This is a genomic window from Micromonospora sp. DT227, from assembly GCF_049841835.1.
Taxonomy (GTDB): Bacteria; Actinomycetota; Actinomycetes; order Mycobacteriales; family Micromonosporaceae; genus Micromonospora.
The window spans coordinates 131,898-145,089 of record NZ_JBNCLA010000005.1; the positions used below are offsets into that span (position 1 = coordinate 131,898).

9 protein-coding genes and 1 tRNA gene are annotated in these 13,192 nt (G+C 73.3%); 8 read left to right on the top strand and 2 right to left on the bottom strand.

Annotation, left to right across the window (positions count from 1 at the left end; translation table 11 throughout):
* Nucleotide 1 precedes the first annotated feature (1 nt).
* The 7 genes from ACLQ2W_RS18725 to ACLQ2W_RS18755 all read left to right on the top strand — a co-directional run bounded on the left by ACLQ2W_RS18725 (nucleotide 2) and on the right by ACLQ2W_RS18755 (nucleotide 10,805).
* On the top strand, nucleotides 2-853 hold the full coding sequence (locus tag ACLQ2W_RS18725; protein ID WP_425787540.1) for a TatD family hydrolase: 852 nt from the start codon (nucleotides 2-4) through the stop codon (nucleotides 851-853).
* Nucleotides 853-2,040 (top strand): metabolite traffic protein EboE, encoded by a 1,188-nt coding sequence (gene eboE / locus ACLQ2W_RS18730; protein ID WP_425787541.1) that lies wholly within the window; start codon nucleotides 853-855, stop codon nucleotides 2,038-2,040. The genes ACLQ2W_RS18725 and eboE overlap by 1 nt, the downstream gene beginning before the upstream one ends.
* Nucleotides 2,037-3,431 carry a nucleotide pyrophosphatase/phosphodiesterase family protein gene (locus ACLQ2W_RS18735; protein ID WP_425787542.1) on the top strand — a complete coding sequence of 465 codons (1,395 nt, stop codon included), beginning with the start codon at nucleotides 2,037-2,039 and terminating at the stop codon, nucleotides 3,429-3,431. Before eboE ends, ACLQ2W_RS18735 begins: the two co-directional genes overlap by 4 nt.
* On the top strand, nucleotides 3,428-4,495 hold the full coding sequence (locus tag ACLQ2W_RS18740) for a polyprenyl synthetase family protein (RefSeq protein ID WP_425787543.1): 1,068 nt from the start codon (nucleotides 3,428-3,430) through the stop codon (nucleotides 4,493-4,495). Before ACLQ2W_RS18735 ends, ACLQ2W_RS18740 begins: the two co-directional genes overlap by 4 nt.
* Nucleotides 4,496-4,662: 167 nt before the next feature.
* A complete protein-coding gene (locus ACLQ2W_RS18745; protein ID WP_425787544.1) occupies nucleotides 4,663-7,509 on the top strand; it encodes an RICIN domain-containing protein in 2,847 nt (948 codons plus the stop codon).
* A 20-nt stretch (nucleotides 7,510-7,529) separates the two neighbouring features.
* The gene (locus ACLQ2W_RS18750) at nucleotides 7,530-9,626 is read left to right on the top strand and encodes a ThuA domain-containing protein (protein ID WP_425787545.1); all 2,097 of its coding nucleotides are present in this window, start codon (nucleotides 7,530-7,532) and stop codon (nucleotides 9,624-9,626) included.
* Nucleotides 9,627-9,797: 171 nt separating this feature from the next.
* Complete coding sequence (locus tag ACLQ2W_RS18755) at nucleotides 9,798-10,805, top strand: sugar phosphate isomerase/epimerase family protein (protein WP_425787546.1); 1,008 nt, start codon at nucleotides 9,798-9,800, stop codon at nucleotides 10,803-10,805.
* A gap of 333 nt (nucleotides 10,806-11,138) precedes the next feature.
* On the opposite strand, the gene ACLQ2W_RS18760 is transcribed toward ACLQ2W_RS18755, so the two are convergent.
* Nucleotides 11,139-12,323, bottom strand: coding sequence for an ROK family transcriptional regulator (locus ACLQ2W_RS18760; protein ID WP_425787547.1), 1,185 nt, complete (start codon nucleotides 12,321-12,323; stop codon nucleotides 11,139-11,141).
* Nucleotides 12,324-12,446: 123 nt separating this feature from the next.
* Nucleotides 12,447-12,839: a hypothetical protein gene (locus ACLQ2W_RS18765; RefSeq protein WP_107155776.1), complete on the bottom strand. Its 393-nt coding sequence runs from the start codon at nucleotides 12,837-12,839 to the stop codon at nucleotides 12,447-12,449.
* 196 nt (nucleotides 12,840-13,035) lie between these two features.
* Between ACLQ2W_RS18765 and ACLQ2W_RS18770 the strand changes: the two genes are divergently transcribed.
* Nucleotides 13,036-13,108 (top strand) — tRNA-Asn (locus ACLQ2W_RS18770).
* Nucleotides 13,109-13,192: the final 84 nt, after the last annotated feature.

The window sequence follows — 13,192 nt, forward strand, 5'->3', positions numbered from 1 at the left end:
CATGCGCATCTTCGACCCGCACATCCACATGACGTCCCGGACCACCGACGACTACGAGCGGATGGCCGCCGCCGGGGTGCGCGCGGTGGTCGAGCCGGCGTTCTGGCTGGGCCAGCCGCGCACCAGCGTGGACAGCTTCGTCGACTACTTCGACTCGCTCGTCGGCTGGGAGCCGTTCCGGGCCGGGCAGTTCGGCGTCCGGCACCACGCCACCGTGGCGCTGAACCCGAAGGAGGCCAACGACCCGCGCTGCCGGCCGGTGCTCGACGTGCTGCCGCGCTATCTGGACAAGGACGGCGTGGTCGCGGTCGGCGAGATCGGCTACGACGCGATGACCCCGGCCGAGGACGCCGCGTTCGCCGGTCAGCTCGCGTTGGCCGTCGCGCACGACCTGCCCGCGCTGGTGCACACCCCGCACCGGGACAAGGCACGCGGCGTCGAACGCACGCTCGCGGTGGTCGCCGAGTCGGGCATCGCGCCCGGGCGGGTGCTTGTCGACCACCTCAACGAGGTGACCGTGAAGCTGGTCCGGGACACCGGCTGCTGGCTGGGCTTCTCGATCTACCCGGAGACGAAGATGTCGCCGCCGCGGATGGTCGAGCTGCTGAAGACGTACGGGACGGAACGGATGCTCGTCAACTCCGCCGCCGACTGGGGGCGCTCCGACCCGCTGCTCACCCGGGACACCGGGGAGGCGATGCTGGCCGCCGGGTTCGACGCCGACGACGTGGACCGGGTGCTGTGGCGCAACCCGGTGGAGTTCTACGGCCAGTCCGGCCGGCTCGATCTCAGCGACGTGGACGCGCCCGCGCCCACCTTCGCCGGCAACTCGATCCGGCGCGGGGGCGAGTGATGCGGCTGCGGCACGCCGACGGCAGCACCGTCCATCTCGGCTACTGCACCAACGTGCACCCCGCCGAGGACCTGCCGGGCATCCTCGCCCAGCTCGACACGTACGCGGTCGCGGTACGTCGCCGGCTCGACGCCGACCTGCTCGGGCTGGGACTGTGGCTGGCCGCCCCGGCCGCCGCCGCGCTCGCCGCCGACCCGGCGGCCCGCCGCCGACTGCGTCACGAGCTGACCGCACGCGGGCTGGAGGTGGTCACGCTCAACGGTTTCCCGTACGCGGCGTTCCAGGCCCCGGTGGTCAAGGGCGCGGTGTACCAGCCGGACTGGACCACCCCGGCGCGGCTGGCGTACACGCTGGACCTGGCCCGGGTGCTGGCCGACCTGCTGCCCGACGACGCGGCGCGCGGTTCGGTCTCCACGCTGCCGGTGGCCTGGCGTACGCCGTGGGACGCCGGCCGGGCCGAGTCGGCGCGGCGGATGCTCGACGCGCTCGCCGCCGGGCTGGCCGACGTGCAGCGGGACACCGGCCGGGTGGTCCGGGTCGGCTTCGAGCCGGAACCGGGGTGTCTGGTGGAGTCCACCGGACAGGCCCGCGCGGTATTGTCAGCCATGGATACCGAGCGGCTCGGGATCTGCCTGGACCTGGCGCACCTGGCGTGCGCGTGGGAGGCGCCGGCCGACGCGCTGGCCCGGCTGCGCGACGCCGGCCTGCCGGTGGTCAAGGTGCAGGTCTCCGCCGCCGTCGAGGCCCCCGACCCGGCCGGCGCGACCGCCGCGCTGCGCCGCTTCGTCGAGCCACGGTTCCTGCACCAGACCCGCGCGGCGGGCTGCGCCGGGGCCACCGATCCGGCCGACCCGGCGTACGCCGCCGACGACCTGGACGCGGCACTCGACGCGCGACTGCCCGGGGCGTGGCGGGTGCACTACCACGTGCCGCTGCACGCCCCACCCGAGCCGCCGCTGCGCTCCACGGTGCCGGTGCTGCGGGCCGCGCTCGCCGCGCTGTTCGCCGGCCCGGCCGCCGGCTGCGACCACCTCGACGTGGAGACGTACACCTGGGGGGTGCTGCCGGTGGCACGTCGGCCGCGCGGCGACGCGGAGCTGGCCGCCGGCATCGCCGCCGAACTGGCCTTCGCCCGCGACGAGCTGACCGGCCTGGGGCTGGCCACGGCGGCCGGAGTGCCCTCATGAGCCGGCGGCTGGTGGTGCTCGACGTGGTCGGGTTGACGCCGCGCCTGCTGGCGCACATGCCCCGGCTGCGCGCGGTGGCCGAGGCCGGCTTCGTCGCCGAGCTGGGCACCGTGCTGCCGGCGGTGACCTGTTCGGCGCAGGCCACGTTCCTGACCGGCGAGCCGCCCGCCGGGCACGGCGTGGTGGGCAACGGCTGGTATTTCCGGGACCTCGGCGAGGTGCTGCTCTGGCGGCAGCACCACGCGCTGGTCGGCGGCGAGAAGGTGTGGCAGGCGGCGCGCCGGGTCGAGCCGGGCTACCGGGTCGCCAACGTCTGCTGGTGGTACGCCATGGGCGCGGACGTCGACTGGACGGTCACGCCACGCCCGGTCTACCACGCCGACGGGCGCAAGGAGCCGGACTGCTGGACCGACCCGCCGGAGCTGCACGACACGCTCACCGACGCGCTCGGCACGTTCCCGCTGTTCACCTACTGGGGGCCGGGCGCGGGGCTGCCGTCGTCGGCGTGGATCAGCCGGGCCGCGCAGCGGATCCTGGCCGACCATGCCCCCGACCTGACCCTGGTCTACCTGCCGCACCTCGACTACGACCTGCAACGCTTCGGGCCGTCCGCGCCGCAGGCCGCCGTCGCGGCGGCGGAGCTGGACGCGGTGCTCGGGCCGCTGCTGGACGCGGCGCGGGAGCGCGACGCGACAGTGGTGGCGCTCTCCGAGTACGGCATCACCGACGTCTCCCGCCCGGTGGACGTCAACCGGATGCTGCGCGCCGAGGGGCTGCTGCGCGTCTACACGCAGGCCGGGATGGAGTACCTCGACCCGTGGACGTCACGGGCCTTCGCGGTGGCCGACCACCAGGTGGCGCACGTCTACGTGCGGGACCCGGCGGACGTGCCGGCGGTGGCGAAGCGCTGTGCCGCGCTGCCCGGCGTCGCCGAGGTGCTGGACGCGGCCGGGCAGGCCGGGTACGGGTTGGCCCATCCCCGCGCCGGTGAGCTGGTGCTGGTGGCCGAGCCGGACGCCTGGTTCACCTACTACTACTGGCTGGACGACGCGCGGGCGCCCGACTTCGCCCGGTTGGTCGAGATCCACCGCAAGCCGGGTTACGACCCGGCGGAGCTGTTCTTCGACCCGGCCGCCCCGGGTGCGGCGAAGCGCCGGGCGGCGGTGGCGTTGGCCCGCAAGAAGCTGGGGATGCGCTACCTGATGAGCGTGGTCGGGCTGGACGCCGGGGCGCGGGCGGTACGCGGCTCGCACGGCCGGCTGCCCGCCGACCCGGCGGACGGGCCGGTGCTGCTCTGCTCCGACCCGGCCGCGGCCCGCTCCCGGGTCGCGGCGACGGACGTCAAGGCGTTGCTGCTCCAGCTCGCCGGACTGGCCCGGGAGGCCCCATGACCGTCGCCGTCGACCGGACCGACCCGGCCCTGCTGCGGGGCCGCTTCGACGCCGCGCTCGCCGCGTTCCTGGACGCGCGGCGGCCGGGTCGGCCGGACGACGGTACGGGGGCCGTCCACACCGCGTTGCGCCGGTTCGTCCTGGCCGGGGGCAAGCGGCTGCGCCCGCTGTTCTGCTACTGGGGCTGGCGGGGCTCCGGCGGCCCGGACGGGCGGCCGATCGTGGTCGCCGCGTCGGCGCTGGAGCTGTTCCACGCGTTCGCGCTGATCCACGACGACATCCTGGACCGCAGCGACCGGCGGCGCGGCGAGCCGACGCTGCACCGGCACTTCGCCGGGCTGCACGCCGGCGCGGGCTGGTCGGGCGATCCGGCGGCGTACGGGCGGGCGGCGGCGTTGCTCTGCGGCGACCTCTGCGCCACCTGGTCGGCCCAGATGTTCCACGGCTGCGGGTTGCCGGCCGAGCGGCTGCGCCGGGGGCATCCGTTGCTGGCCCGGATGCGGGCCGAGGTGATCGCGGGAGAGTACCTGGACGTGGTGGCGGCGACCGGTGACGGCTCGGTGGCGAGCGCGCTCACCGTGGTGCGGCTGAAGACGGCCCGCTACACGGTGACCCGGCCGATCCAGGTGGGGGCCGCGTTGGCCGGCGCGACGCCGGACGTGGTGGCCGCGTTGGCCGGCTTCGGTGATCCGCTGGGGGACGCGTTCCAGCTCCGCGACGACCTGCTCGGCGTGTTCGGGGACCCGGCGGTGACCGGCAAGTCGACCATGGACGACCTGCGGGAGGGCAAGCCGACGGTGCTGCTGGCGCTGGCCCGGGCGGCGGTCGGTCCGGCCGGCGCGGCCCGGCTGCGGGCGCTGGTCGGCGATCCGGCCCTGGACCAGGCGGGGGCGGCCGAGGTCCGCGCGCTCATCGAGGCGTCGGGCGCGCGGGACGCGGTGGAGCGGATGATCCGCGCGCGGGCGGACGCGGCGCTTGTCGCGCTGGACAGGCTGCCGCTGGCGGCACCGGCGCGGCGGGCGCTGGCCACGCTCGCGGAACACGCCGTCGAGCGCCGCGCCTGACCCGACTTTTGTCGTGACACGTCAAAAGTCAAAGCTGATCGATCAGAAGCTATGGACAGGTCGATCGAAAGGTCCTAATGTCGTGGCCAGCACAACGCTCCCCCTTTCGGCATCCGGCGCGACGCGCGCCCGGTCCTGGCTGCGCGCGTCAGGAAGGACTGCACGGCATGTCCAGCCACCCCCACCACCACCCCCACCCTCGGGCCCGACGACGGCTCGCCGCCGGCGCGGCGCTGCTGCTCGCGATCACCGCCGGCACCGTCACGCTGGCCACGACGCCCGTCCCGGCGTCCGCCCACCCCATCTCGGCGAGCGACTTCCAGCAGGTCGAACTCGCCCGCGGCGTCGCCGAGACCGGCGAGCCGATCTCCCTCGCGGTGCTGCCCGACCGGTCGGTCCTGCACACCGCCCGCAACGGCACGCTGCGCCGCACCGACGCGGCCGGCGTCACCACCGTCATCGGCACGCTGCCGGTCTACACCCACGACGAGGAGGGGTTGCAGGGCGTCGGCGTCGACCCCGGCTTCACCACCAACCGGCACATCTACCTCTACTACGCGCCGCCGCTGTCCACCCCGGCCGGGGACGCGCCGGCCACCGGCACCGACTTCTCCGCCTGGCAGGGCGTCAACCGGCTCTCCCGGTTCACGCTCAACGCCGACTTCACGCTCAACCAGACCAGCAAGGTCGACGTGCTCGACGTGCCGGCCGACCGCGGACTCTGCTGCCACGTCGGCGGCGACATCGACTTCGACGCCGCCGGCAACCTCTACCTCTCCACCGGTGACGACACCAACCCGTTCGACTCCGCCGGCTACGCCCCGATCGACGAGCGGACCAACCGCAACCCCGGGTACGACGCGCAACGCAGCGCCGGCAACACCAACGACCTGCGCGGCAAGATCCTCCGCATCAAGGTCAACGCCAACGGCACGTACTCGATCCCGAGCGGCAACCTCTTCGCGCCCGGCACCGCGAAGACCCGCCCGGAGATCTACGCCATGGGCTTCCGCAACCCGTTCCGGATGAGCGTCGACAAGGCCACCGGCGTCGTCTACGTCGGCGACTACGGGCCGGACGCCGGCACCACCTCGGCGCGCGGCCCGTCCGGGCAGGTCGAGTTCGACCGGGTCACCGGGCCGGGCAACTACGGCTGGCCGTACTGCACCGGCACCAACACGGCCGCCGAGACGTACGCCGAGTGGGACTTCGCCACCGGCACCGCCGGCGCGAAGTTCAACTGCACCGGCGGCCCGACCAACAACTCGTTCCGCAACACCGGCCTGACCACGCTGCCGGCCGCCAAGCCGGCCTGGATCCGCTACGCCGGCGACGCCGGCAGCCCGCCCGAGTTCGGCGGCGGCTCCGAGTCGCCGATGGGCGGCCCGGTCTACCGGTACGACGCGGCGAACCCGTCCACCACCAAGTTCCCGCAGTCCTTCGACGGGCAGTTCTTCGCCACCGAGTTCGGCCGCGGCTGGATCAAGCCGATCCACGTCAACGCGGACGGCTCACCCGGCACCATCGACGCGTTCCCGTGGACCGGCAAGCAGGTGATGGACTCCGCGTTCGGCCCGGACGGCGCCTACTACGTGCTCGACTACGGCACCGGCTACTTCAACGGGGACGCCAACTCGGCGTTGTACCGCTTCGACTACCTGGGCGGCGGCAACCGCGCCCCGGTGGCCCGCGCCGCCGCCGACAAGACCTCCGGCACCGCGCCGCTGACCGTGGCGTTCTCCTCGGCCGGCTCGTCCGACCCGGAGAGCGGCGCGCTGACGTACGCCTGGGCGTTCGGTGACGGTGGCACCTCCACGGCGGCCAACCCGTCGCACACCTACGCCGCCAACGGCCGCTACACCGCCACGTTGACCGTCCGCGACCCGCAGGGCGCCACCGGCACCGCCAGCGTCACGATCACCGTGGGCAACACCGCGCCGACCGTGGTCATCGAGACGCCCGGCAACGGCAAGCTGTTCTCCTTCGGCGACACGGTGCCGTTCCGGATCACCGTCACCGACCCGGAGGACGGCACGATCGACTGCACCAAGGTCAAGATGACCTACGTGCTCGGGCACGACCAGCACGGCCACCAGATCACCTCGGCCACCGGCTGCACCGGCACGATCGCCATCCCGGTCGACGGCGAGCACGACGACGCGGCGAACATCTTCGCCATCTTCGACGCCGAGTACACCGACGCCGGCGGCCTCACCACGCACACCCAGCACACGCTCCAGCCCCGGCACCGGCAGGCCGAGCACTTCAAGACCTCGTCCGGGATCAACACGTTCGACAAGGGCACCGCGGAGGGCGGCAAGACCGTCGGCGACATCAACAACGGCGACTGGATCGCGTTCCAGCCGTACCTGCTCGCCGACGCCACCGGCTTCAGCGCCCGGGTCTCCTCGGCCGGCGCGGGTGGCACGCTCCAGGTGCGGGCCGGCTCCGCCACCGGCACCGTGCTCGGCTCGGCCACCGTCCCGGTCACCGGCGCCTGGGACTCGTTCACCACGGTCACCGGCACGATCACCAACCCGCCGGCCGGCACCACCACGCTCTACCTCACGTTCGCCGGCGGCACCGGGGCGCTCTACGACCTGGACGCGTTCACGTTCACCACGTCGAGCGTGCGCACCGGCCCGGTGAAGGGCCTGGCCGGCAAGTGCCTCGACGTGCGCAACGCGGCCACCGCCGACGGCACCCAGATCCAGCTCTACACCTGCAACGGCACCGCCGCGCAGTCCTGGACCGTGACGCCGAACTCGACGGTCAAGGCGTACGGCAAGTGCCTGGACGTCGCCGGCGGCGCCAGCGCCGACGGCACGAAGATCCAGCTCTACACGTGCAACGGCAGCGGCGCGCAGAACTGGTCGGCACAGGCCGACGGCACGGTCCGCAACCCGCAGTCCGGCAAGTGCCTGGACGTGTCCGGCAACAACTCGGCCGACAGCACGCCGGTGCACCTGTGGACCTGCACCGCCGCCGCCAACCAGAAGTGGACGCTGCCGTGAGGATGGCAAGGAGAACACCGATGAGACTCCTCCGTACCGCGCTGGTGGCGGTGACCGCCGTCGCCGCCACCGTCGCCGGAACCCCGGCGAGCGCCGCCGACGCCCCGTACGACGTGCTGGTCTTCTCCAAGACCGCCGGCTTCCGGCACGACTCCATCGCGGTCGGCACGCAGACCGTCCGCGACCTGGGCGCGGCGAACAACTTCACCGTCACCGCGACCGAGGACGCCACCCAGTTCACCACCGCCAACCTGGCCCGCTTCGAGGCGGTGATCTTCCTCAACACCACCGGCGACGTGCTCAACGCGACCCAGCAGGCCGCGTTCGAGTCGTACATCGGCGGTGGCGGCGGGTACGTCGGCGTGCACTCCGCCGCCGACACCGAGTACGACTGGCCGTTCTACGGCAACCTGGTCGGCGCCTGGTTCGCGTCCCACCCGGCGATCCAGCCGGCCACCGTCAAGGTGGAGGACCGGGCGCACGCCGCCACCGCGCACCTGCCGCAGCGGTGGAACCGCACCGACGAGTGGTACGACTACCGCACCAACGCGCGCTCCACCGCGCACGTGCTGGCCAGCCTCGACGAGTCCACGTACAGCGGTGGCTCGATGGGCGGCGACCACCCGCACGCCTGGTGCAAGACGTACAGCGGCGGCCGGTCGTTCTACACCGGCGGCGGGCACACCCAGGCGTCCTACGCCGACGCGGCGTTCCGGGCGCACCTGCTCGGCGGCATCCGCTACGCCGCCGGCCGCACGAAGGCCGACTGCCGGCCGGAGACCGGCTACACCGCGCTCTACGACGGCGGCACCACCGGCTGGTCGCAGGCCGGGCCGGGCAGTTTCACCAACAGCGACGCCACGCTCACCTCGGTCGGCGGCATGGGCCTCTACTGGTACAGCGCGAAGCAGTTCACCAACTACTCGCTCAAGCTGGACTGGCGGCTGGCCGGCGACGACAACTCCGGGGTGTTCGTCGGCTTCCCACCGTCGAGCGACCCGAACTCGGCGGTGAACAACGGCTACGAGGTGCAGATCGACCCCACCGACTCGGCGGACAAGACCACCGGCGCGATCTACGGCTTCAAGTCCGCCGACCTGGCCGCCCGGGACGCGGCGCTGAACCCGGCGGGGGAGTGGAACACCTACGAGATCCTGGTCGAGGGCGAGCGGTTGCAGGTCTTCCTCAACGGCGTGCGCGTCAACGACTTCACCAACACCGACCCGGTCCGGTCGCTCGCCGGGCACATCGGCATCCAGAACCACGGCACCGGCGACGACGCGTCGTTCCGCAACATCCGGATCAAGGAACTGGGCGGCACCCCGCCGCCGGGCGGCACCACCACCGTCCAGGCCGAGGCGTTCAGCTCGGCCAGCGGCGTCAGCGCGTTCGCCAAGGCCGGCGCCAACGGCGGGCAGACCCTGGGGTACGTCGACCCGGGCGACTGGGCCGCGTACCAGAACCTGGACCTGACCGGCGTGACGTCGCTGCGGGCCCGGGTGGTCTCCGGCGGCCCCGGCGGCACCATCGGCGTGCGCACCGGCTCGCCGACCGGCACGCTGCTCGGCCAGGTGGCGGTGCCGAACACCGGGAGCTGGACCACGTTCGCCGACGTCACCACCGCGTTGAGCGGGGTGCCGTCGGGGACCCAGACGGTGTACCTGACGTTCACCGGCAGCGGGTCCGGGCTGTTCGACGTGGACGACTTCACGCTGGTGCGGGGCGGCGGCACGGCCGGCACCGGCCCGGTGAAGGGCCTGGCCGGCAAGTGCCTGGACGTGCGCAACGCGGCCACCGCCGACGGCACCCAGATCCAGCTCTACACCTGCAACGGGTCCACGGCCCAGACGTGGACGGTGACCCCGAACGGGCCGGTGAAGGCGTTGGGCAAGTGCCTGGACGTCGCCGGCGGCGGCAGCGCCGACGGCACCAAGATCCAGCTCTACACGTGCAACGGCAGCGGCGCGCAGAACTGGTCGGCGCGCACCGACGGCACCGTCCGCAACCCGCAGTCCGGCAAGTGCCTGGACGTGTCCGGCAACAACTCGGCCGACGGCACGCCGGTGCACCTGTGGACCTGCACCGGGGCCGCCAACCAGCGCTGGACCCTGCCGTGAGGTAGGCCATAGAGTGGGGACGGCGACCGCGAGGTGGCCGGTGACCCGTCGGGAGGCGCAACCCGTCGGGCGCAGACGCTCACGCGTCCACCGGTGCCGGCCGTCGCCGTCCCCGGTCGCCCTCGCCCCGGCCCGCAACGGAATCCCCCATCACGACAGGGGAGAACGACAATGGCGCGACCCATCACGCTCTTCACCGGCCAGTGGGCCGACCTTCCGTTCGACGAGGTCTGCCGGCTCGCCGCCGAGTGGGGCTACGACGGCCTGGAGATCGCCTGCTGGGGTGACCACTTCGAGGTCGACAAGGCGCTCGCCGACGACTCGTACGTCGAGCGGAAGCGGGACACGCTCGCCAAGCACAACCTCCAGGTCTTCACCATCTCCAACCACCTGGTCGGGCAGGCGGTCTGCGACCACCCGATCGACGAGCGGCACCAGGACATCCTGCCGGCCCGGATCTGGGGCGACGGCGAGCCGGAAGGGGTGCGCCGCCGCGCCGCCGAGGAGATGAAGGACACCGCGCGGGCCGCGGCGAAGCTCGGCGTACGCACCGTCGTCGGCTTCACCGGCTCGTCCATCTGGCACACGCTGGCGATGTTCCCGCCGGTGCCGCCCGCCATGATCGAGCGTGGCTACCAGGACTTCGCCGACCGGTGGAACCCGATCCTGGACGTCTTCGACGAGGTGGGCGTGCGCTTCGCGCACGAGGTGCACCCCAGCGAGATCGCGTACGACTACTGGACCACGAAGCGCACGCTGGAGGCGATCGGGCACCGGGCGGCGTTCGGGCTCAACTGGGACCCGTCGCACTTCGTCTGGCAGGAGCTGGACCCGGTGAACTTCATCTTCGACTTCGCCGACCGGATCTACCACGTGGACTGCAAGGACGCGAAGGTCCGCACCGGCGACGGCCGGCGTGGCCGGCTCGCCTCCCACCTGCCCTGGGCCGACCTGCGGCGCGGCTGGGACTTCGTCTCCACCGGCCACGGCGACGTGCCGTGGGAGGACTGCTTCCGGGCGTTGAACGCGATCGGTTACGACGGCCCGATCTCGATCGAGTGGGAGGACGCCGGCATGGACCGCCTGGTCGGCGCGCCGGAGGCGCTCCAGTTCGTCCGCCGCCTCGCCTTCGACGCCCCGTCCGCCGCGTTCGACGCCGCCTTCAGCAGCCGCGACTGACACCCTCGGCCCGGCCGACGTGCCCCTCCGGCACGTCGGCCGCGGCAGCCTGGCGCGGCCCCGGGGCATTCCTCGCGGGGCCTACAACCTTGATGGCACAGACGAGTCGCCAACCGCCACGCCCCGCCCGCCCGCCGCCCTGCCCCCTCGCCCGGCGGTTGCCGTAGCTCCCTGGTCCGGTGGTTGTCGCGGCCCCGCTGGGCCCGCCGCCGGCCGCCCGGGTCTCGCTGGTCCGGCCGCTGCCATTGCCCCCTGGCCTGCCCTGTCGTCGTGACCCACCTGCGCCATCAAGTTCGTAGGACGCGAGAGGCAAACGAGCGGCGTCGCACCGCGTCAACGGGTGGTGAACACCTGGTCGCTGATCAGGCGGGCCGCGCCGATCAGGGCGGCGCGGTCGTCGAGGTCGGACAGGACGATCGGCATGCTGCCGGTGGCCAGCGGCGCGGAGCGCCGGTAGACCACGCCCCGGATCTCGGCGAGCAGGACCGGCCCGATGCCGGGCGCCGCGCCGCCGATGATGACGATGGCCGGGTTGACGAAGCTGACCAGCCCGACCAGCACCTGCCCGAGCCGGCGGGCGGCGTCCCGGACCAGCGTCTGCGCCGCCGGATCGCCAGCGGTCGCCGCCGCGGCCACGTCCGCCACCGTCAGCGCGCCGGCCGCCGCGAGCCGCTCCGCCAGCACCGTCGAGCGCCCGGCCCGCGCGGCCGTCACCGCCTCCCGGACCAGGGCGGCATCCCCGCAGTACGCCTCGACGCAGCCGGTGTTGCCGCAGCCGCAGAGCGGCCCGTCCTCGGTCAGCTGGAGGTGCCCGATGTCGCCGGCGCCGTTTGTCGCGCCCCGGTGGAGCGAGCCGCCGAGCACCAGCCCGCAGCCGATCGCGTCGCCGAGCTTGACGTACAGGAAGTCGTCGAACGGGCGGCCGGTGCCGGCGTGCGACTCGCCGAGCGCCATCGCGTTCGCGTCGTTGTCGACGTGCACCGGGCAGCCCAGCTCGGCGGCGAGCGTGTCGCGTACCGGGAACCGGTGCCAGCCGGGCAGCGCGGGCGGGGAGACGGGTGTGCCGTCGCTGACCGCCACCGGCGCGGGCAGCGCCACCCCGACGCCGGTCAGCCGGGTCAGCCCGGCCTCGGCCCGCAGCTTGCCGAGCAGCTCGACCGCCCGGCCGACCACCACCTCGGGGCCGAGCCGCACGTCGACCGGCTCGTCGATCCGGGTGAGCGGGTTCAGTTCACCGTCGGTGAGCGCGACCCGCAGCCGGCCGTCGCCGACGCGCACCGCGCCGAAGCGCACCTGCGCGCCGACCCGCAGCAGCGACGAGCGGCGACCACCCCGGGACGCGGCCGGCCCGGCGGTCTCCACCAGGCCCTGCGCGGCCAGCCGGTCCGCCTCGGCGGCGAACCGCGCCCGGGGCAGGCCGAGGACGTCGACCAGCTCGACCCGGGACCGGGGGCCGTCGTCGCGCAGCAGTCGCAGCAGCCGCGCCTGATCCGCGGTCTCCGGTCCGACCATCGTCATGTGATCGTCCACCTCCCCACCGGAGAATCTGCCACACCGGCGTCACGGCGGCGTGACGTGTGGGGAGGGCACACCGGAGCGGGCCGGTCACCCGAGGGTGAGCCGGCCCGCTGTCCGTCTGTGTCAGAGGGTGCTGCTCGTGCCGTTGGGCTTGGTGCTCGTGCCGGTCGTGGTCGAACCGGTCACGCCGGTCGAGCCCGTGCCGGTGGTGCCGGCCTTGCTGCCCACCGCGGCCGGCGTGCCGGCGAACGGCTTGTCGGCGTCGCTCAGCCCCGGCTTGCTGCCGTTGCCGGTCGAGATCTTCTCGCCGATCTTGGTCTGGCCGAGCTTGTCCTTGCCCTCGGAGTAGAGCCGGGTCGCCTGAGCCTGCGCGACGCCGGCCGCCTCCTGGACGGTCGGGTGGTCGAGCACCTTACGCCCGCGGACCACCAGCTCCTCGTACTTCTCGCGGCCGGCACGGGCGCCCAGGACGAACCCCGCTGCCAGCCCGCCAAGAAACATGATCTTTCCGCGCATGGCGGCTCCTTCCGTCCCTGAACTCTGTTGGTGGCTAACTACCCATCCTGCTCGCCGCTCATGCCTCCCTGTGCCGAGATGACGATTTATCCCGATTCTGCGCCGCCGGCAAACCCCCTGGCGCGCCACCCCCCGATGTCCTGTATTCTTTTCCCGTCGCACGGCGCGGGGAAGATCCGAGTCGGGCGGTGCACGGTCCCCTGTAGCTCAATTGGCAGAGCAGCCGGCTGTTAACCGGCAGGTTATTGGTTCGAGTCCAATCGGGGGAGCTTCGCTCCACCTCACGCCCGTCGGCCACGCCGACGGGCGTTTCTCATTGCCGGTTCCCGTACGGCCGCCCGGTTTCCGCCCGC